The following is a 19639-nucleotide window of genomic DNA, read 5'->3' on the forward strand; positions in this document are numbered from 1 at the left end:
GGAAACCTGTGCTGGAATTCGCAGAAAAAAGTTTGACAGTTAGAATCGATACCAGCAAGTGTGATGCATGCGAGACAAAAGCATGTGCCGAGGCGTGCAAAAAGTACGCTCGGGGATTGCTTGGGATTGATGACAAAGGCAGAGCTTCCGTTGCGCATCATGATGCTGACGAAGTTTTGCGTCTTGGAACTGAGTGTTTAGCATGTGAGCTCGCTTGTAAGACCAAAGGGAACAATGCCATAACCATTGAGGTTCCTGTCAAAGGTTTGGATGAGTACCTTCAGAAACGCCAATAGCAATAAAAGTAAGCAGATAGGTCGTTTATTGAAACGAAGCAAAATGTTAAATGAGGGATAAAAATGGGCATTTTGATCAATAAGAGTACCAAGGTTATCGTCCAGGGGATAACGGGTCGGGAAGGATCTGTTCGGACAAAATATATGAAAGAATACGGTACCCAAGTCATCGGCGGCACCAGTCCGGGAAAAGCCGGGGAGCAGGTACACGGTATACCGGTTTTTAACACCGTTAAGGAAATCGTCCGGGAACAAGGGGAAATCGACTTCAGTGTTATCTTTGTACCGGGAAAAATCTTGAAAACAGCTGTTTTCGAAGCAGTGGATGCAGGGGTTAAGAATATTATTCCTTGCGTTGAAGGCACTCCTATCCACGATATCATGGAGATGATTGCCTATGCCAATTCCAAAGGCTCAAGACTTTTGGGGCCTGGTTCCATCGGTATTATTACCCCAGGCGAAGCAGTTGTAGGCTGGCTGGGCGGCAACAAAGAATGGGCCAATAAGTTCTTCAAAAGAGGAAATATTGGGGTCTTCTCCCGCAGCGGCGGTCAATCGGGAACCATTCCCTGGCTTTTGAGAGAAGGGGGATTTGGTGTAAGTACGGTTATTCATACCGGGACTGAGCCTGTTCTGGGAACCTCTATGGCAGATCTGCTGCCTATGTTTGAGGCTGATCCGGAGACCAAGGGTGTCGCTGTTTATGCTGAAATCGGAGGCACACAAGAAGAAGAGTGTGCTGAAGTTATCGCAGCCGGTCAATTCACAAAGCCTTTTGTAGTCTATGTGGCAGGGGCTTGGGCACCGGCAGGCATGCGCTTCTCCCATGCCTCCAACATTGTTGAGCGCGGCAGGGGTTCAGCAAAAAGCAAGATGGAAGCGATTACAAAAGCCGGGGGATATGTGGCTGAAACTCCGACGGATATCCCCATTATCTTAAAAGAGAAAATCAAAGACTAAGGTTAAAGGTTCCAAGTAACGGTATCCCAAGGGCTAAGCCCTAAAAATAAAATAAAAATATTGGGAGGTAATACTAATGGCAATTATGAGATCCGTAATGTATATTCCTGGAAACAACCCTAAGATGGTAGCAAAAGCACCTGAGTTCACTGCTGACATCATTACCTTAGACCTTGAAGACTCTGTACCACCAGCGGAGAAAGAAGCTGCCCGGGAAATTGTTCGTGAAAACCTTAAATATGCAGGTTCTTCAGGCGCTCAAGTTTATGTACGTATCAATAACTGGGAAACTGAATTGACCAACGACGATTTAGAAGCTATTGTTCATGAAGGCCTTCATGGTGTAACTCTGGCTAAAACCGGTTGTGCTGCAGACGTACAGCGCCTTGACTGGAAACTGGAAGAACTGGAGCGTCGTCGTGGTTTGGAAGTTGGATCCATTAAAATCTCCATGCTTCTTGAAACCGCTAAAGGAATTATCAACGCTGCTGAGTGCTGCTTAGCCAGCCCGCGTAACGTTAACGCTATCTTCGGAGCTGTTGACTATTGCCGTGATATGCGCGTGAAGCTGACCAATGAAGGTGTTGAGCAGCAATATGGCCGCGCTCATGTAGCCGTTGCTTGCCGTGCTGCCCGAATTGTTGCTATTGATGCTCCTTTCGTTGACTTCAAGAACATTGAAGCTTTTGAGAAAAACGTTGCTGAAGGACGCCAAATGGGTTATGAAGGCCGTATGATTATCCACCCAGGACAAATCGAGCCTTCAAACCGTATGTACTCCCCAGATCCTGCTGATGTTGAATGGGCTACCGGCGTAGTTAAAGTCTTCGAAGAAGAAGGTATTGCTAAAGGCAAAGCTTCCGTTTCTTACAACGGCAAAATGGTAGACACTCCTGTTTACTTAAATGCTAAAGACATCTTAGCAGCTCAAGCCGAAATTGATGCTAAAACTAAGTAAGATTATTTTCTTATGGAGTGTTTGGTTGCCTCTTGAGGGAGGCAGCCAAACAAATCCGCTCCCCATGGTTTTTTGATTTAAAAGGTTATGCTATTCCACTAAAACGAAAAGGTATTGAAAGGGAGATGCACAGATGACGCGCATTAAAAATCTTCGTGAAGAGGCTCTGGCATTCCATGCAGAGAGACCGGGTAAACTGGAAGTCAGAGTGACATGCCCTGCAAGTGACAGAGATGACTTGACCCTGGCATATTCTCCTGGAGTCGCTGAACCCGTTAAAGAAATTGGTAAAGACATTGAAAATCTGGATATTTATACGAACCATGCTAACTTTGTCAGTATTGTATCTAACGGAACAGCTATTCTGGGCCTTGGTGATCTGGGTGCTGCTGCCTCCATGCCGGTTATGGAAGGGAAGGCTCTTCTCTTTAAAACCTTTGGAGATGTGGATGCATTCCCAATCTGTGTTAATACTAAAGACGTTAACAAGATAATTGAGCTTGTTGAATTAACCTCCCCTACCTTTGGGGGTGTTAATCTGGAGGATATTAAGGCTCCTGAGTGTTTCCAAATTGAGGAAGGACTTAAAGCCCGCGGGATCTTTAAAGGACCTATTTTTCATGATGATCAGCATGGAACGGCTGTCGTCACCCTGGCTGGACTCTATAATGCTCTGAAAGTTGTCGGCAAAAATATTGAAGATATTAAAGTCGTCGCCAATGGGGCAGGAGCAGCCGGAATTGCAATTATTAAGTTATTAATGAGTGTTGGCCTCAAAAACGTGATTATGTGTGATACCAAAGGCGCAATTTATCAAGGCCGTACTGTGGGTATGAACCCTTGGAAAGAACAAATTGCTGCCGCTACTAACCCTGAAAAATATAGCGGTGACCTTGCGGGAGCCCTTGTCGGTGCCGATGTCTTTATCGGCGTATCGGCTGCTGAGGTTCTCAACGAAGAAATGATCCGCTCCATGGCTAAAGATCCTATTGTCTTCTGTCAGGCAAATCCTATCCCTGAGATTTGGCCAATCGAGAGAGCCTTTGAAGCCGGTGCAGCTGTCATTTCCACAGGCCGCTCTGATGTAATAAATCAAATTAACAACGTCTTAGCCTTCCCCGGCATGTTCCGCGGTGCTATTGATGTTAGAGCTACGGATATCAATGATGCCATGAAGATCGCAGCGGCTAAAGCCATTGCTGATTGTGTCTCTCCGGAAGAGCTCAATGCCAAATTTATAATGCCCAGTACCTTGAATCCTGAAGTAGCGCCTGCTGTTGCAGCTGCTACGGCAAAAGCTGCTATCGAAAGCGGAATTGCCCGAAATCCGATTGATCCTGCCAGTATTGCAGAAAATCTTAAGAAGAGACTGGCAAATCAATATAAGTAACTTCTCTACTCACCGAAACAGAGCCGGCCTTTGTTGTCTGAAGACAAGCAAAGCCGGCTCCTTTTTGTTCTGCAGAAAGTATAACTTTTCGCTGCATACTTTCTGAAGGCCCCTTCTCGCCGTCCTGCAAGTCGGCTAATCCTTGCGAAGACAGTGTCTTCTTCGGGCGCCGCCAAGTTTTCTAATAAACTTGTTTGCTCCCATTTATCTCAACTGGTAAAATGAGGTGATTCAAATAGATAAGGAGGAATCCCCTTTGGAGAAACAAGAGATGGAAAAGTGCCCGCTGGGGATCTTTTCGTGGTTTGGTTATGTATTGCCTTTTCAGGAAAGAATCCGCTTGATTAAAGAGGCGGGATTTAGGGCTACATCAATCTGGTGGGAAGATGAAGACCAGCCCTGGCCGATGAAAAAAGAGGCTATGCCTCAGTTCGTTCGGGACATGGGATTGATGGTGGAAAATATTCATGTCCCTTTCAACGCATCCGGATTATTATGGTCAGAGCAGGAGTCTGAGAGAAATAAGATTATCGCAGCTCACCTGGATTGGTTGAAGGATTGTGGGGATCACCAGATCCCTGTTATGGTCATGCATTTGACAGAAGAGGGGCATCACCCGGCGCCTAATGATTATGGACTGGAAAGTATGTCGCGTCTTGTTAGGACTGCCGAGGAACTGAAAGTAACCATTGCTATAGAAAACACGCAAAGGAGCGATAATGTTCCTTATATTCTTGATAGAATGGATTCCAAGTATTTAGGGTTTTGCTTTGACAGCTCCCATTATAACTTAACGGATAAGCAGGATTTTCATTTGTTAAATAATTACGGAGAGCGGCTGGTGACCACCCATCTGTCGGATAATGACGGTGAAAAAGATCGGCATTGGCTGCCCGGCCAAGGAAAGATAGACTGGCTTAAAGTGAGTGAGAACTTCCCTTTAGATTACCGGGGGTGTTTAACCTTGGAAGCGTACCCAACTGTGCAGGAACGGGAAGATTCAGCTCTAAGCTTTTTGGAAAAGGCTTATTCCCGGGCAGCAAAAGTACGGGATTTAATCTTAGCTAAGCCTTGAATTAAGAGGATAAATTACTATTATAAATGATAACCTATGCTAATAAACCGGTGGGTTTTGGCCCACCGGTTTATTAGCATAGGTTCATACCCGTTCTTTGGAGACATCTTTCCCGATTTTATCAGAATCGTAAGGAAGGGGTATTTTCTCAGTATTGTCGGGTTTACGGGATTTGTCGTTTGTTTTTTTCGCCATGAATGCAGTTTCCCTCCTTTAGAAGATTCAAATCTAGAATCCCCTGAATGGGAAATTAAAATGCATTGAAAAATCGACTTAAACTTAGATGGAGATGAGTGAAATGTCTGCTAGATTGGAGCAGGAGAAAGCTACCCTGCAAATGATGCTCAACTTATATTGCCGGGGTCATCACCAGACTGAAGGTGAATTATGCCCTCAATGTCAGGAATTGTTAAAGTATGCTCTGGCCCGCCTGGATCATTGCAAATTCGGAGAGAATAAGACAACTTGCGCAAAATGTCCCGTTCATTGTTATAAACCGGAAATGCGCCAAAAAATCAAAGAGGTTATGGGTTATTCCGGTCCTAAGATGATTTATACCCACCCTGTGGCAGCTATACGGCATTTATTTGATGGATTAAAAAGTATTGGAAGGTGAGCAAGGACGATGGGAATCAAAGAATATTCTTTAGAGATGAGAGGAATGCCACACCGCGCCTTGGAGGAGTATTTTCTCTCCATCGGGGGAAAGAGGGACGGGGACGGGATGTATTTTGGTCCAAACTGGCAAGTAGATTTGAGTGACACATGGGCCTGTCCCTTAGGGTCAATTCAAATCCCTGCAACTCGAGTTACATTCCGGGTAGAGGAAAAAGACTGGCCAGAAATAGTGCGGGCCTTTCGTTTACGCTTTCTTTCAGCAGGAGGGTAAAGCAACTTATTTTATTTGATAAAGTGTTGATGAAGTACCTATTAAATTGACAGTTGTATTCAAAACCAGGCCCTGGGAAAAAGTACGGGATGCCTCGATAACACTTAATGTTAACGAGGCGATCTGGAGGTTTTTGCATTCGGCTAACGAGAAAAACCCCAAATTGCTGACTTCCTCTGGTTGAGCGTGGAGTATTCCTCCTAGAAGGCTCATCTGAAAAATAATATAGGTGTCGTGTTTTTGAGAGGGGCTGTCGGAGGGACGGTCCCGTACAGCAATAATGGAGAGGGGTTTTGTGTGGATGCCTGTCTCTTCGAGAATTTCCCTGACAATAGCTGTCCCAATGGATTCTCCTTGATTGACATATCCGCCGGGAATGGTCCATACTCCTTTGCCGGGATTATAAGCACGCTGAACAAGGAGGATTTTCTCCCCGTTCCAAACAACTCCTCCTACACCGAGAGAATAGCTGCCCCAGTCTACATAAGAGCATTGTGGGCACTTGCTGCGGGGCTGATGATCAATGATAGACTCTTGCAAGGGGTGAGCACACATGGGGCAATAAACAAAGGGAGCTGTGTATAAAGACATGTTCAATAGTTCCTTTCAATTGTAATAGATTCAGGTATTGACACTTGTAGGATTTTGCTGGAGCAGAAAATATTGGGATGCTTTTCCATACCTTGAGAAGGATATAAGCGAGATGCCTAAAAAGGCAATAGACAGAATCCATACGCTTAAGCCCCCGCCAAAATCAAAGATGATTCCTCCCAGCAAGGGCCCCATCATACGGCCGCCGGAGGTGGCACCACTGACGATACCCTGATAAGTGCCGGATTTTCCCTGAGGAGAGATTTGAGCAGCGGCAGCAGGCACGGCCGGCAAAACTAACATTTCCCCCAAGGTTATCACCAGCATAGCCAGCATGTATGAGGGATAAGGAAGCTTACATAATAGGATGCCAAAACCCAGAGACATTAACAAGCTGCCCAGGTAAAACTGGCGTTTAAAAGAGTGGGCCCAAATTTGGATAAGCCAGGTTAAAAAAGGCTGCAGGGTGACGATAAAAATGCCGTTAAGGGACCATAGTATGCTGTAAGAAAAAAGAGAAAAACCTAATTGGTCCATGACAACGGGCAGGATGGTTACCAGCTGAACGTAAGCAACCCAGACAAGAAAGATTCCGCAGGCTAAGGGCATCAGAACTTTAAAGCTGGGGTCTTTAGCAATCCCCTTGGTTCGTTGTTTGGGGGCAGCGTTTGCCAGGCCCGTCCGGGGCACTGAAATACCTGTAAAAACAAGTATTAAAAAGATAAAAAAGGTCAAGGTATTGAGCGAGAAGATGAGCTGAAAAGAAATTTGGGCAACCATTCCTCCGATAGCTGTGCCGATGGCGACACCTGCGTTATTGGAGACATAGAGAAGATTAAAGCTTCTGCGCCCCCCTTCCGGCCAGACAACATTCAGCAGGGAATAAAGGGGCACGAAGATAAATGCCTGAGCAAGCCCGAAGAAGATAAATGCCGGGGCATAAACCTTCCAGACAGGATTAACAGCGATTGCTCCAATGGAAAGTACGGCACTGATCAGTCCCAGTAAAAGTATTTTTCTTGCCCCATAGCGGTCCGCCAAATGGCCGCTGAGGACTTGGCCGAGGAGAGTGACGGCGGATTGGAGAGCGAGAAGAGTACCGGCTTCGGTCAAGGTGCGGTTTAAAATATTATGCATAAAAAGGCTATTTAAAGGCCACATCAGGGAATGGCCCGTTGACTGTATAAATGCGCCGACTGTCAAAATAATGACAGGACGGGGAATACCTAAAGGTTTCAATTTCAAAATGGAAGACCACCTTACCTTAGTATAAGCATAGTAATGTTCGACATTCAATGAAAGAAACCTGCAATATTTATTTGCGTGACTAAAGTAATCTATGGATGGGGGATACTGGAATTAGGCATTAAGATAGGGCAGAAGAGAAACTAGAAACTAAGGAGTGTCAAAGCATGAAGTTTTCTGAAACCGAAACCTTTAAGAATTTAAGTGATGCCTTTGCAGGAGAGTCTCAAGCGCGCAACCGCTATGCTTTTTTTGCAGGGGTTGCCAAGCAGGAAGGCTATCAACATATTCAGACCGTCTTTGAAGAAACGGCTGCCAACGAAAAGGAGCACGCAGAAGTATTCTACAAACTTTTGATTAAGCATACTCAGGAAGAAACGAATATTATTCATGTGGATGCTGACTATCCCTTAGTCTACAAAGACACCCTGACAAATCTAAGGGCTGCGGTAGAGGGAGAACGGGAGGAATGGGCCGAAATCTATGCAAAGTTTGGCACTATTGCCGACCAGGAGGGGTTTGCAGATATAGCGGTTGTTCTTCGAAAGATTGCTGAAGTGGAAAAGCACCATATGGATCGTTTTGAGTATTACGCAAATGGGATTGAAAAGGGCAGCCTATTTCACAAAGAAAAGCCTACGGTATGGAAATGTACGAACTGCGGCTATGTTCATGAAGGTCCTGATGCGCCAAATCAATGTCCTGCCTGTGCTCATTCCCAGGGTTACTTTGAAGAACTGCCTGAAAAATACTAACTAAGAGTGCAAATCAAAAGCCGAGGAGGATTTTTTCATCTCCTCGGCTTTTAGATTTGCAATACAAACTTACCCAGAATTATATCTTGAAATCTTAAGGAAATACGAAGATAATAGATAATAACATTCAGAATATTCATCGACTTAGCATAAAAAAGGAGGAGACGGATGAAAGTACCAAGCTATGAATTAGATAAAAGAGTTGCTGATTTTCAGCTGAGTTTGAAGAGTAAAGGGATTGATGGAGCCCTTTTAGTTCAGCGGGCAGATACCCTCTATTATACAGGAACAGCCCAAAATGTTCATGTGTATATTCCGGCAGAAGGAAAGCCCATTGTCCTGACCTACAGAGATTTTATCAGAGCACAAGCTGAAAGCTCGTGGGCAGTAATTCCTCTCAAAGGAATGTCAAAAATCCCTGCATATATCCAAGAAGCAGGACATCTTTTACCTAAAACCCTTGGCTTGGAGCTGGATGTACTTCCTGTTAATCAGTTTGAACGCTATCGAAAAATTTTCCCAGAGGTATCCTTTGTGGATGTTTCCCCTGAGATACGTTATCAGCGGGCAGTAAAGTCAAACTGGGAACGAAATCGACTGGAAGAAAGCGCCAAAATCTTGCCCGAGGTTTTAGAGTACGCTAAGAACATACTGCGGCCGGGTATGACTGAAATTGAGCTTGAGGGGTTATTAGAAGGCAAAGCCAGAGCCCTCGGTCATGGTGGGCATGTGCGGATGCGCGGATTTGGTTCCGAGTTTCATGTCGGTGCGATTACGTCTGGAGCTAGAGCGGCTATGAACAGCTCTTTTGATGGGCCGGTGACCGGAAAAGGGACCTCTGTGGCTCATCCTAATGGTGCATCGATGGATCCGATTAAGGAAGGCGAACCTATTCTGGTGGATATGGTAACTGTTTATAATGGCTATCAAATTGATCAAACCAGAATCTTAAGCCTAGGGCCATTATCAGAAGAGCTTACGAAAGCCTATGAGATTACCCTCCAAGTTGAAGAGCTAATACGTCGGGCTTTAATTCCGGGCAGGGTTGCCGGTGAAGTATTTGAAGAGATATTGACCTGGGTCCAGGAGAATACCTCTTATGAAGAAAATTTCATGGGTTATGGAGCAGGGAGAGTTCGTTTTGTCGGACATGGAGTGGGGCTTGAACTAGACGAGCTGCCGACCATCAGTAAAGGCTCCAAAGAAGTCTTAAAAGCGGGAATGGTAATTGCTATTGAGCCGAAATTTGTTTTCCCGGATTTGGGAGCAGTGGGCATTGAAGATACCGTTATTGTTGAAGGAGAGTTGGGAGCTGCGTTTTTATCGGTAACGTCAAGAAATTTGATCATTGTTTAGGACGGGAAATGTTGATTTGTCAATAAGACCTGCGAATCTTTGCCTTAGATGGCATAAATCCATTGATTATGTTGAGATTTCAGGACAAACGTCCCTGCACAAGCGGCAGGGTTTTTTTTCGTGCGCAGCGAATAACATAAGTGAGAATGCCGGTTTCTAAATCGGGCAAGGGAAGATGGATATCGGATTCCAAACTACTGGAGGAAATCATGAACGAGAAATATGTTTGGCTAAGTCCTAAGGAAGTTCAACTAATGCTGCAAGGCTCATTGCAATGGATTGACATATATCCCCGAGTAACTTCATCGAAAGCAGGAATGCGCAAGTTAGGAGAACCCCTGGCGAGAGCTCCCATGACAGAAGAAAAAGCGCAAATAAACCTGGAACCAATAAACTTGGAACCGGAAATAAAGTACACTTCCAATGGCCTTGAAGGGCAAGTGGTTATTTGGCTCTTGGGGGGAGTAGGCCTTCTCACCTTATCGTCATGGTTTTATTTTGTTCTATTTTCAGATTAGTGCATAGGTATAAGAAATGCTATGGAAGGTGCAGTCTTTAAAGACGGCTCCTTCCAATTATTTTTTACTAAAAATCTTTGCAAAATCAGAGAATTTTGGGTATCATATAAATAGAAGGTCAGGAAAGGTCAATAATTTCCCTCAAAAATTTCGTTGACAAGGAGATATTAACAATGGGAAACCTAGCGGATCGCATTGAAGAATACTTGAAACAAATATTAGAGAAGACCTCTGAAGGGTATATTGTGTTGCAGCGGAGCGAGTTAGCAGGTGAATTTGAATGTGTCCCATCCCAGATTAACTACGTACTGGATACTCGTTTCACAGTTGAGCGGGGCTACCTGGTGGAAAGCCGCCGGGGAGGCGGAGGTTACCTTAGGATTATCCGGCTGGGTATGGGAAGTGAAGGGCAGTATCAAAAGGTTATGAGACAACTAATTGGAGATCAACTTTCCCGAGACCGAACCAATGCTCTGGTAGAACGGCTCTTTGAGGAAGAGCTGGTTACTTTGAGGGAGGCGGCTCTGATTAAGAGCGTGCTTTCTGGCAACAATTTAGGCGGAGAGTTTAGAAGTTGGGACGAGTTACGAGCCCGCTTAATGAAAGATATTTTGACAACCTTAAGCAGGGATGATTTGGTATAGAGGAGGTTTTTGCCAATGCTTTGTCAACATTGTCAACAACAAGAAGCGATTATGAAATTATTCATAACCGAGAACGGACAGACTCGGGAGGTCTACCTTTGTGAGAACTGTGCCAAGAAAACACAAGAAGTGAGTTTTGTTTTTAACCCTGCTATTGTTCCAGAGTTTCTGCAAGCACTCTTTGGCTTTAATTCTCCGGCGAAAGATCAACCGGTTGAAACAACCTGTCCAAAATGTGGAATTAGTTTTTCCCGTATTACCCAAGCGGGGAAATTGGGATGCAGTACCTGTTATGAAACCTTTGAAACACAGCTTGAACCGTTGCTGCGGCGTGTTCATGGCGGAGGTCAAAATGTGGGTAAGATCCCGGCAAGACGAGGGGCTGCCCTCAGAAATCGTGTAGAGCAGAGAAAGCTAAAAGAAAAACTTCAAGGGCTGATACAGCAAGAAGCTTTTGAAGAGGCTGCTATCGTAAGGGATCAAATACGCCAGCTTGAGTAATCGACGGGAGGGGAAAAAAGTGATTCGTAAGGAGCTTCTTTTACAGCATAGTGCCTGGATGAGTGAAACGGATTCTCCTGTGGTTATCAGCAGTCGAGTCAGATTGGCGCGTAACCTTGAAGATTTTCCTTTCCCTCATGGATTAAGTGGGGAAGGTGCCGCACAGGTTGAGGAAACTGTTTCCCAAGTATTGACGGATGTAGGAAGCGGTAACTACCTGCAGTATATTTCTTTGACAGAATTAAGCAGTATTGAGCAACAAGTTCTTATCGAAAAGCATCTGATCAGCCCGAATTTGGGAGCCTCAAGCGGAGCCAGGGGTGTTGCCCTGGCGCCAGACCATCGTTATGCAGTGATGGTTAATGAAGAAGATCATTTGCGAATTCAAGTACTTTTGCCCGGGAATCAGCTCTTGGAGACACACCGCTTGGCCACAGAGCTGGATGACCAATTAGAAGAAAAACTTGATTTTGCTTATCGAGAAACTCAAGGATATCTCACAGCTTGCCCTACGAATGTGGGAACAGGGCTGCGCGCTTCCGTCATGATTCACGTGCCGGGCTTGGTGATTATGAAACAGGTTCAGCAGGTTTTAGGAGCAGCAGCGCGTTTGGGTTTAGCAGTACGAGGATTATATGGGGAAGGTTCTCAGGCTTTTGGACACATATACCAAGTCTCAAACCAGATTACTCTCGGTAAAAGCGAAGAAGATATTTTAACTCATTTAGAAGCTGTTACAAGGCAAATTGTTGAGCATGAACTTCAGGCTCGGGAACTTCTTCGCCGACAAACCCCTATGCTTTTGGAGGATAAAGTCTGGAGGGCACGGGGAACCTTGCAAAATGCCCGGCTGCTCTCATCAGAAGACGCGATGCATCTCTTGTCCCATGATCGCTTAGGGACGGATATGGGCTTGCTGCCCAAAGCCAAGGATGGCTTTGCCACGTTAATCGTTGACACGCGTCCGGGATGTCTGCAATATATTCTGGATCGTGAACTTAACCCCAGTCAGCGGGATGAGGAACGGGCCCGCTTTATAAGGGAAAAAACCGCTTAATTATTCAAGAGTTCAAGCTTAGAGCTAGTATGAACAGGAAAGGATGAAAACCATGAAAGGACGTTATACCGAACGCGCAGAGAAGGTGTTATCAATAGCCCAGGAGGAAGCTAAACGAATGGGTCACCAAGTCGTAGGAACTGAGCATATTTTACTGGGTCTTATTCAAGAGGGTGAAGGGATTGCAGCTCAGGCACTATTAGGCATGAATGTGGATCTTGCTAAAATCCGTACTCAGGTGGAACAATTGACCGGCGTGGGCCAGCCCCATAATGCAGAGGTTGGCTTTACTCCTCGAGTTAAAAAAGTATTGGAATTGGCCAATGAGGAGGCTTACCGGCAAGAGGTCAATTATATTGGCACGGAACATTTGCTGCTAGGGCTAATTATGGAAGGGGAAGGTATTGCGGCCCGGATTTTAGCTAACCTCAACGTGAGCCCTGAAAGGGTATGGAAGCAAATTGTTAAATTATTGGGCGGAGAATTAGAAGAGGCTGCTATACCTGTCCCCAATTCTGTGACTGCATCAAAAAATTCCGGTTCCGTTAACACACCGGCTCTCAATGAGTTCGGCAGAGATCTAACCTTACAAGCCAGGGAAGGCCGCTTAGATCCTGTTATCGGAAGAGAAAAGGAAATCGAGAGGGTTATTCAGGTACTAAGCCGCCGCACCAAAAATAATCCGGCTCTGATAGGAGAGCCGGGCGTTGGGAAAACAGCCATTGCTGAAGGGTTGGCACAAGGTATTGTCGGCAACAGAGTGCCGGAAATTCTCAGCAACAAACGGGTGATTACCCTGGATCTTTCTGCCATGGTAGCAGGAAGCAAATACCGCGGTGAATTTGAAGAACGGTTAAAGAAAGTGATGGAGGAGATTCGAGCAGACGGAAATATCATCCTCTTCATTGACGAATTGCATACTTTAATTGGGGCAGGAGCGGCGGAAGGGGCCATTGATGCCGCTAATATTCTTAAACCGGCTTTGGCCAGAGGGGAACTCCAGTGCATTGGAGCGACAACCTTGGAAGAATACAGGAAATATATTGAGAAGGATTCTGCCTTAGAACGTCGTTTCCAGCCGATTTCAGTGGGTGAGCCAACCGTTGAGGAAGCAATTGTGATCCTCAGAGGTTTACGGGACCGGTATGAAGCTCATCATCGGATTAAAATCACAGATGAGGCCATTGAAGCCGCGGCCCGTTTATCGGATCGTTATATTTCCGACCGTTTCTTGCCGGATAAAGCGATTGACTTGATGGATGAAGCAGCTTCCCGAGTACGTTTAGCAAGTTTCACTGCCCCTCCGGATTTGAAACAGCTTGAGGAAGAAGCCGATCGACTAAAGAAAGAGAAAGAGGCAGCCGTATCCAGCCAAGAATTTGAAAAGGCGGCTGAATTTCGGGATAAAGAACAAAAGATTAGGGCCGAGCTGGCTGAGCAGCGAGGAGCTTGGCAAAATCAAAGGAATAAAGAGAATGCTATGGTTACCGCGGATGATATCGCGCAAATTGTAGCGAGCTGGACAGGGATACCGGTTAAAAAACTGGCAGAAGAAGAGAGTGAGCGTCTCTTGCACTTGGAGGATCTTCTTCATCAGCGCCTTGTCGGTCAAGATGATGCCGTTGCCGCCGTTGCTCGGGCTGTGCGCCGGGCCAGGGCAGGATTAAAGGACCCCAAGCGCCCCATTGGTTCCTTCATTTTCCTGGGTCCCACAGGAGTTGGAAAAACCGAGCTGGGCCGGGCTTTGGCAGAAGGAATGTTTGGAGACGAAAAGGCCCTGATTCGCATAGACATGTCCGAATATATGGAGAAACATGCCGTTTCCCGGCTGGTGGGAGCACCTCCTGGGTATGTAGGCCATGACGAAGGCGGTCAGCTTACGGAAGCGGTAAGGAGAAAACCTTACAGTGTGGTTTTGCTGGATGAAATTGAAAAGGCCCATCCTGAAGCCTTCAATATTTTACTTCAAGTTCTGGAGGATGGACGTCTGACGGACACCAAGGGCAGGACTGTCGATTTCCGGAATACGGTAATCATTATGACATCTAATGTTGGCTCCTCCTTCCTTAAAAAAGAGGCTATGGGCTTTGCACCTAAAAAGGATGAAAAAACCGATTATAAAAACATGCGCGGACATGTGATGGAAGAGTTGAAACGTTCCTTCCGCCCAGAGTTTCTAAACCGAATTGATGAGATCGTAGTTTTCCATGCTCTTCAAGAGGAACACTTGGTGAAGATTGCCGGAATATTAGTTCATCAAGTCAATAAGCGCTTAAGTGAGAATGGTCTGGAGCTGGAGATTGAAAAGAGCGCTGTTGAACTGATTGCTAAGGAAGGAAATGATCCTATTTTTGGAGCGCGTCCTCTGCGCCGGGCGATTCAGCGCCTAATTGAGGATGCTCTTTCCGAAAAGATACTTGAGGGACAATTTAAGCCAGGGGATCGAATTCGCGTCGAGGCAGAAGATGGAACGATGAAGTTCTCCAAGGTGTGATTCAAGCAGAGGGATTAACAGGATTGTAAGGGTAGTAGGGGCAATGGCTTATGCTCCTACTACTTAATTATCCTGGGTATTCAACAGTGGTTGGTGGAAATGAGGAGTTAGATGAAGACTAAGGTGATCTATCGATGTTCTAACTGCGGGTCTGAAAGCCCAAAGTGGTTAGGGAAGTGTCCTAAATGTGAAGAGTGGAACACCTTGATTGAGTTCGAGAACCCAGGGAAGGCAGCAGTTTCTGCAAACAAGAGAAAGACCGCTCCCAAAAAGCTTTCCGAAGTATTACCCGGAAATAGCGATCGCATTGTGACAAGCATTCATGAATTCAATCGAGTGCTGGGGGGAGGTATTGTCAAGGACTCCATCATCATTCTTACCGCTCGTCCTGGGGCAGGAAAATCCACCTTGCTTTTACAAGTTGCAGATGATGTTGCCAATAAAGGATTTAAAGTTTTATATGCTTCTGCCGAAGAAAGTGACAGTCAGATTAAAAATAGGTTTGACAGGATTTTGCAGGGCAGCAAAAGTAACATCTGGGTGTATTCCGATACCAGTATGAACCATGTCTTAACATCCATCGAAGAGCTTGATCCCGATTTAATAATTATCGACAGTATTCAAACCTTTGTTCTTGAAGAATATAATTCTCGTCCCGGCTCTCCTATCCAAACCATGGAGTGTGCCAATGAACTCCTTAAAATAGCTAAAAACAGCAGTCGTCCCAGAGCGGTAATAATGGTTGGGCAAATGACAAAAGATGATGAGATCGCAGGACTTCGCGCTTTGGAGCATTTGGTTGATGCGGTGCTGATTCTTAATGGTGAAAATGGAGAGGAATTAAGAGGTGCATGGTGTTCTAAGAACCGCTTCGGCAGTACAGGCGAGATAGGCTTTTTTTCAATGACAGAGCAAGGTATGATATCTATTGACAATCCCTCAGAATTTTTTATGACGCAAAGAGGTGCCGGCCAGACGGTTTCGGGAAGTGCTCTGACCGTCATCAAAGAGGGGACCCGCCCTATTATTGTAGAAATAGAAAGTCTCGTATCCAAATCATTCACGCCCTATCCATCCCGCATTGCAGAGTGTTTAAGAAGAGATCAGCTAAATACTTTAATTTCAATTTTAGAGCAACGAGGAAAAGTTAATCTCTATGATAAGAATGTTGTCATCAAAACCACCGGCGGGCTTCAGATCAAAGAACAATCAGCCAGCCTGGCAATCATCATGTGTATTGTTTCATCCGTAATAGATCGAGCTATTCCTAGTGACACTGTCTTTGTTGCCGATGTCGGTTTGACAGGAGAACTTAAAAAAGTGCCTTCGATTGAGGCGCGCATTCGAGAAATTGACAGAATGGGATTCAAGCGGGTCTATATTGCTAAGAATTCTATCCGTGATGCTTCGAAATTTAAAAATGTAGAAATTGTAGAGCTGAATACTTTATATGAAGTGATTTTAAATTTGAATATGAAAGCTGCAGCAAAAACAGAGACTGAACAGGTCGTCAATGATTTTGAACTACAGCACTTTGAGAGAATGGATTGATAAAGTAAGTCTGAAGCCAGATCCTATGATTGATAGGTTTGGCTTTTTTTTATACCTATGGCATGGAGAGGCGGTAAGGTCTACAAAGCCAGCGCGGGATAGCGGAGCCTTTTTATTAAGGTTTCGCCAATGGATTAAATTCCCAGAATTTTTCTCAGGGGGAGGTTATTGTAAAAGGGATAATCACTGATATATAATCAATAAATAATAAATATTTATAATTAATAAATTATGATACCTGTCCTAGTGACGGAGGAGTTAATCTTTGGGGGGATCAACTTGAATTACCAACTATTGAAGAACGCTTCACAGGAAATTAGGGATCATTATTTAAGACAGGAACTTTCCGAGGAAAAGTGTGAAATCTTAGATAAATATAGACTTAAAAGCAATTCCCGTCTTTATTGGGAACGACAGTATGAGCATCAGCCGGTACAGGAATATTTCAGTCAGAAATTTGCCAGAAAAGCAACTCCTTTGGGAATGGTTTTTTATATATATAAACTTTGCTATGCAAAAGTCAAATATTTTGAACGAAATTGGGGTCAATATGTTCCGTGCATTTACAACTGGCAAAGCGGTTTATTCGAAGAGACATCTTTGCCGGATATGGAGTTTATCAAACACTCTGGTACGGGGATAATCTTAGACTTAAGAAATCTAGCGAGAATCAGCAAATATGAAGATTTTTTAGCATTATGCTCCTACCTGGAAGAACAAGAGAAAAAATTATGCTTTTAGGTTACAGAAGTTACATAGTTTAAATTGACATAAAATTAAATAATTCGGGATAATGACTAGCCTTACATTGAAAAAAAGTCTATAATGAGTAATATAATATAAAAATTATGCATAGTCATATTATTATGGTTATGTGACTAAAGGAGTAAATTATTCATCCACCGGAAGGGCTGGAAATAAACGTTAAAAACATGGATTTTTTACTCCAAGGCATGAAAATCGCAAGAATAGCTTAATTTAAAGGAGTGCTAATAATGGTAACTATAACAGAACAAGCTGCCTTAAAGATCAAAGAGGTCCTTGTAGCTCAAAATAAGGAGGACGCTCTGCTGCGACTCTATCTTGCTGGAATGGGCTGCAGCGGTCCGAATTTTGGTATGACTTTGGATGAATCAAAAGGAGAAAATGATGTCCTAGATGAAGCATTTGGTGTTTCCGTAATAACAGACAAGAGTTTAGAGGTTTATTTGGAGGGAGCCGTTATTGACTATATCAAGTCAAGTCAAGGTGAAGGCTTTGAAATCAGGACTGCCAAGAGCAATAACGGCGGCTGTGATAGCGGATGCTGTGGCGGCTGCGGGGGAAGCTGTTAAATAAAATCTTCTATTGATGCTTCATAAACGACCTTATATAAGAGCATATAATTTAGTAATCAAAAGGCCAGAACGTCGTTTTTAGGTGACGTTCTGGCTTTTGGCATTTGTTACTCATAATGGAATAATTATGCGCATACATAAATTAATGTTATAATAATAGACATATATAGGAAGGGGGGTGAATCTTTGCCAGATAGGATTGTTCTCTTGGCTCATTGTTTTCTGAACTCACAAGCAAAGATTAAAGGGTCACCAGATATTGCAGATTTAAGTGAAAAGATTCTTAATATCTTAATAAAGTACAAGTGCGGAATTATTCAATTGCCGTGTCCAGAACTCCTTCATGGAGGATTGGCCCGCTGGGGGCAAACAAAATACCAGTATGATTCGGTCTTTTTTCGACGGCATTGTGAAAAAATTGCTGAGGTTATCGTTAACCAAGCAGAGGAGTATCAGCGGCATCACATTCCTTTAGGACCAATTATAGGAGTAGAAGGAAGTCCTTCTTGCGGCGTAACATTAACTTGTGATGGCCTTTGGGGGGGTGAACTTTCTGAGAGCCACAGTTTGTTCACTAAAATAAAAGAAGTTGACATTATTAATAAACAGGGAGTATTCATGGAAGTGCTGCAATCAAGCTTGAGCCGTAGATCTATTTATTTGGATCAAATTGGGATATTAGAATCAGAGCCTGCTGATAGCTTAGGACAGTTAATGAATTATTTGAGTAGGAATGAATTGTTGGGAGGAAAAATGGATGAATAAAAAACTGGCTTTAACAATGGTAGCAACTGGAATCGTGATTAATATCATTGGCGGACTGGTAGCGACGACTTTAAAGCTGCCTATTTTCTTAGACAGTATTGGTACGATGCTGGCAGCGGTTACATTGGGTCCGTGGTTAGGAGCGCTTACAGGACTACTAAGTAATGTTTTTCAAGGACTGGCGACAGATCCTATCTCCATTCCATTTGCTTTAGTGAATGCGGTTATCGGTTTAGTGGTAGGATTTTTAGCTAAGAAACGAGGGTTTACCGATTATATTACACCGCTGTTAGCAGGGATTATTTTAGCCTTTGTAGCTCCAATCATCGGTACGCCCATTGCAGTATACCTATTTGGAGGGGTAACAGGAGGGGGAGTGGATATTCTTTATTCAATATTACTGAAGTCTGGTAATGAAATTTTTGCCAGTGCCTTTCTTGCAAGAATTCCGGCCAATCTTGCCGATAAGCTTTTAAGTGCCTATTTAATTATGGCAATTATTCGCAGATTACCACAAAACATGAAGGGAATCAGTAAGGGACCTAATGTGGCAGGGTGAACAAAAAATTCACATAGGAGCGCAAGCCATATTAGTTATGTCTGGAGTTCTATCGTTCATATTGTTACATTCATGGCTTGCTTTACTTATTCTAACCCTTCTCTTGCTGGTTTTGGCAGCCTTCCTTGGCCTGTTCGGCAGTTTATTGAAACGGTTAACCCCTATTGTATATTTAAGTGTCGTTATCATTGTTCTGCACTCGTTAGTAAACCCTCATAATCTGCACTATATATATGTCTTTGGATTGGAAGGGTTTAACTATGGGTTAACTACTTCATTGCGATTGTTGGGCATTGTAACCTTGACTCAGATCTTTATGCTTAGTAACCCGTTGAGTAAAATAATTTCCTCTTTATGTTGGATACATCCTGATTTAGGCACGATTCTTGGGCTTGTTCTGTCTATTTTGCCGGTCATTCGTGAACAAATGGAGGTCACATTAAACGTTCAAAAAGCCCGCGGAATGAGGATAGGAAAATACCCTTGGCAGCGAATTCAGACATACTTGGCTGTGATGATACCAATTATTATTAAATCGATGATTAGAGCTCAAACGATGGCACAACTACTCCACGTGAGGGGATATAATTCGAAACGGATACATAAACGAGTTAACTGGAATAGCTTTGACAAATTAGTCGTGGTAAGTGGTCTTGGTATTTTCTTGATTTGTTTATGGATTCAGTATGGAGATTGAA

At 44.1% G+C, this 19639-nt stretch carries 22 protein-coding genes; 20 read left to right on the top strand and 2 right to left on the bottom strand.

The window, feature by feature from the left end:
- Positions 1 to 8 precede the first annotated feature (8 nt).
- The 7 genes from DESOR_RS00940 to DESOR_RS00970 all read left to right on the top strand — a co-directional run bounded on the left by DESOR_RS00940 (position 9) and on the right by DESOR_RS00970 (position 5568).
- The gene (locus DESOR_RS00940) at positions 9 to 296 is read left to right on the top strand and encodes a hypothetical protein (RefSeq protein ID WP_014182740.1); all 288 of its coding nucleotides are present in this window, start codon (positions 9 to 11) and stop codon (positions 294 to 296) included.
- A gap of 63 nt (positions 297 to 359) precedes the next feature.
- Positions 360 to 1256: a succinate--CoA ligase subunit alpha gene (locus DESOR_RS00945; RefSeq protein WP_014182741.1), complete on the top strand. Its 897-nt coding sequence runs from the start codon at positions 360 to 362 to the stop codon at positions 1254 to 1256.
- Between the two features lie 76 nt (positions 1257 to 1332).
- Positions 1333 to 2214, top strand: a complete 882-nt coding sequence (locus tag DESOR_RS00950; protein WP_014182742.1) for an HpcH/HpaI aldolase/citrate lyase family protein — start codon at positions 1333 to 1335, stop codon at positions 2212 to 2214.
- Positions 2215 to 2347: 133 nt separating this feature from the next.
- On the top strand, positions 2348 to 3604 hold the full coding sequence (locus tag DESOR_RS00955) for an NAD(P)-dependent malic enzyme (RefSeq protein ID WP_014182743.1): 1257 nt from the start codon (positions 2348 to 2350) through the stop codon (positions 3602 to 3604).
- Between the two features lie 271 nt (positions 3605 to 3875).
- On the top strand, positions 3876 to 4679 hold the full coding sequence (locus tag DESOR_RS00960; RefSeq protein ID WP_014182744.1) for a sugar phosphate isomerase/epimerase family protein: 804 nt from the start codon (positions 3876 to 3878) through the stop codon (positions 4677 to 4679).
- A gap of 298 nt (positions 4680 to 4977) precedes the next feature.
- Positions 4978 to 5295: a nitrous oxide-stimulated promoter family protein gene (locus DESOR_RS00965; protein WP_014182746.1), complete on the top strand. Its 318-nt coding sequence runs from the start codon at positions 4978 to 4980 to the stop codon at positions 5293 to 5295.
- A 9-nt stretch (positions 5296 to 5304) separates the two neighbouring features.
- Positions 5305 to 5568 (top strand): MoaD-like domain-containing protein, encoded by a 264-nt coding sequence (locus DESOR_RS00970; RefSeq protein WP_014182747.1) that lies wholly within the window; start codon positions 5305 to 5307, stop codon positions 5566 to 5568.
- Positions 5569 to 5574: 6 nt separating this feature from the next.
- Here the strand turns inward: DESOR_RS00970 and DESOR_RS00975 are convergent, their stop codons facing one another.
- Both DESOR_RS00975 and DESOR_RS00980 read right to left on the bottom strand, forming a co-directional pair.
- The gene (locus tag DESOR_RS00975; protein WP_014182748.1) at positions 5575 to 6159 is read right to left on the bottom strand and encodes an NUDIX hydrolase; all 585 of its coding nucleotides are present in this window, start codon (positions 6157 to 6159) and stop codon (positions 5575 to 5577) included.
- Positions 6160 to 6189: 30 nt separating this feature from the next.
- Positions 6190 to 7404: an MFS transporter gene (locus DESOR_RS00980; protein ID WP_014182749.1), complete on the bottom strand. Its 1215-nt coding sequence runs from the start codon at positions 7402 to 7404 to the stop codon at positions 6190 to 6192.
- 167 nt (positions 7405 to 7571) lie between these two features.
- Here DESOR_RS00980 and rbr point away from each other — a divergent pair, with 167 nt between their 5' ends.
- The 13 genes from rbr to DESOR_RS01045 all read left to right on the top strand — a co-directional run bounded on the left by rbr (position 7572) and on the right by DESOR_RS01045 (position 19638).
- A complete protein-coding gene (gene rbr, locus DESOR_RS00985; RefSeq protein WP_014182750.1) occupies positions 7572 to 8159 on the top strand; it encodes a rubrerythrin in 588 nt (195 codons plus the stop codon).
- 168 nt (positions 8160 to 8327) lie between these two features.
- Complete coding sequence (locus tag DESOR_RS00990; protein ID WP_014182751.1) at positions 8328 to 9515, top strand: M24 family metallopeptidase; 1188 nt, start codon at positions 8328 to 8330, stop codon at positions 9513 to 9515.
- Positions 9516 to 9724: 209 nt separating this feature from the next.
- On the top strand, positions 9725 to 10033 hold the full coding sequence (locus tag DESOR_RS00995; RefSeq protein WP_014182752.1) for a hypothetical protein: 309 nt from the start codon (positions 9725 to 9727) through the stop codon (positions 10031 to 10033).
- Positions 10034 to 10206: 173 nt separating this feature from the next.
- A complete protein-coding gene (locus DESOR_RS01000) occupies positions 10207 to 10677 on the top strand; it encodes a CtsR family transcriptional regulator (protein WP_014182753.1) in 471 nt (156 codons plus the stop codon).
- A 15-nt stretch (positions 10678 to 10692) separates the two neighbouring features.
- Positions 10693 to 11178, top strand: coding sequence for a UvrB/UvrC motif-containing protein (locus DESOR_RS01005; protein ID WP_014182754.1), 486 nt, complete (start codon positions 10693 to 10695; stop codon positions 11176 to 11178).
- 19 nt (positions 11179 to 11197) lie between these two features.
- A complete protein-coding gene (locus DESOR_RS01010) occupies positions 11198 to 12235 on the top strand; it encodes a protein arginine kinase (protein ID WP_014182755.1) in 1038 nt (345 codons plus the stop codon).
- A 52-nt stretch (positions 12236 to 12287) separates the two neighbouring features.
- A complete protein-coding gene (locus DESOR_RS01015) occupies positions 12288 to 14729 on the top strand; it encodes an ATP-dependent Clp protease ATP-binding subunit (RefSeq protein WP_014182756.1) in 2442 nt (813 codons plus the stop codon).
- A gap of 111 nt (positions 14730 to 14840) precedes the next feature.
- Positions 14841 to 16280, top strand: coding sequence for a DNA repair protein RadA (gene radA, locus DESOR_RS01020; RefSeq protein WP_014182757.1), 1440 nt, complete (start codon positions 14841 to 14843; stop codon positions 16278 to 16280).
- Positions 16281 to 16559: 279 nt separating this feature from the next.
- Complete coding sequence (locus DESOR_RS01025) at positions 16560 to 17021, top strand: hypothetical protein (protein ID WP_042330662.1); 462 nt, start codon at positions 16560 to 16562, stop codon at positions 17019 to 17021.
- 254 nt (positions 17022 to 17275) lie between these two features.
- Positions 17276 to 17614, top strand: coding sequence for a HesB/IscA family protein (locus DESOR_RS01030; protein WP_014182759.1), 339 nt, complete (start codon positions 17276 to 17278; stop codon positions 17612 to 17614).
- A 189-nt stretch (positions 17615 to 17803) separates the two neighbouring features.
- Positions 17804 to 18382: a CD3072 family TudS-related putative desulfidase gene (locus tag DESOR_RS01035; RefSeq protein ID WP_014182760.1), complete on the top strand. Its 579-nt coding sequence runs from the start codon at positions 17804 to 17806 to the stop codon at positions 18380 to 18382.
- On the top strand, positions 18375 to 18941 hold the full coding sequence (locus DESOR_RS01040; RefSeq protein ID WP_014182761.1) for a CD3073 family putative ECF transporter S component: 567 nt from the start codon (positions 18375 to 18377) through the stop codon (positions 18939 to 18941). Before DESOR_RS01035 ends, DESOR_RS01040 begins: the two co-directional genes overlap by 8 nt.
- The gene (locus tag DESOR_RS01045; RefSeq protein ID WP_014182762.1) at positions 18928 to 19638 is read left to right on the top strand and encodes an energy-coupling factor transporter transmembrane component T family protein; all 711 of its coding nucleotides are present in this window, start codon (positions 18928 to 18930) and stop codon (positions 19636 to 19638) included. The genes DESOR_RS01040 and DESOR_RS01045 overlap by 14 nt, the downstream gene beginning before the upstream one ends.
- Position 19639: the final 1 nt, after the last annotated feature.

The sequence above is a fragment of the Desulfosporosinus orientis DSM 765 genome (assembly GCF_000235605.1).
Classification (GTDB): domain Bacteria; phylum Bacillota; class Desulfitobacteriia; order Desulfitobacteriales; family Desulfitobacteriaceae; genus Desulfosporosinus; species Desulfosporosinus orientis.

Bases quoted from the DNA above. Each gene is read 5' to 3' on its own strand.
- DESOR_RS00945 (WP_014182741.1), top strand. From the start codon at position 360: ATGGGCATTTTGATCAATAAGAGTACCAAGGTTATCGTCCAGGGGATA.
- DESOR_RS00950 (WP_014182742.1), top strand. From the start codon at position 1,333: ATGGCAATTATGAGATCCGTAATGTATATTCCTGGAAACAACCCTAAG.
- DESOR_RS00955 (WP_014182743.1), top strand. From the start codon at position 2,348: ATGACGCGCATTAAAAATCTTCGTGAAGAGGCTCTGGCATTCCATGCA.
- DESOR_RS00960 (WP_014182744.1), top strand. From the start codon at position 3,876: ATGGAAAAGTGCCCGCTGGGGATCTTTTCGTGGTTTGGTTATGTATTG.
- DESOR_RS00965 (WP_014182746.1), top strand. From the start codon at position 4,978: ATGTCTGCTAGATTGGAGCAGGAGAAAGCTACCCTGCAAATGATGCTC.
- DESOR_RS00970 (WP_014182747.1), top strand. From the start codon at position 5,305: ATGGGAATCAAAGAATATTCTTTAGAGATGAGAGGAATGCCACACCGC.
- DESOR_RS00975 (WP_014182748.1), bottom strand. From the start codon at position 6,159: ATGTCTTTATACACAGCTCCCTTTGTTTATTGCCCCATGTGTGCTCAC.
- rbr (WP_014182750.1), top strand. From the start codon at position 7,572: ATGAAGTTTTCTGAAACCGAAACCTTTAAGAATTTAAGTGATGCCTTT.
- DESOR_RS00990 (WP_014182751.1), top strand. From the start codon at position 8,328: ATGAAAGTACCAAGCTATGAATTAGATAAAAGAGTTGCTGATTTTCAG.
- DESOR_RS00995 (WP_014182752.1), top strand. From the start codon at position 9,725: ATGAACGAGAAATATGTTTGGCTAAGTCCTAAGGAAGTTCAACTAATG.
- DESOR_RS01000 (WP_014182753.1), top strand. From the start codon at position 10,207: ATGGGAAACCTAGCGGATCGCATTGAAGAATACTTGAAACAAATATTA.
- DESOR_RS01005 (WP_014182754.1), top strand. From the start codon at position 10,693: ATGCTTTGTCAACATTGTCAACAACAAGAAGCGATTATGAAATTATTC.
- DESOR_RS01015 (WP_014182756.1), top strand. From the start codon at position 12,288: ATGAAAGGACGTTATACCGAACGCGCAGAGAAGGTGTTATCAATAGCC.
- radA (WP_014182757.1), top strand. From the start codon at position 14,841: ATGAAGACTAAGGTGATCTATCGATGTTCTAACTGCGGGTCTGAAAGC.
- DESOR_RS01030 (WP_014182759.1), top strand. From the start codon at position 17,276: ATGGTAACTATAACAGAACAAGCTGCCTTAAAGATCAAAGAGGTCCTT.
- DESOR_RS01040 (WP_014182761.1), top strand. From the start codon at position 18,375: ATGAATAAAAAACTGGCTTTAACAATGGTAGCAACTGGAATCGTGATT.
- DESOR_RS01045 (WP_014182762.1), top strand. From the start codon at position 18,928: ATGTGGCAGGGTGAACAAAAAATTCACATAGGAGCGCAAGCCATATTA.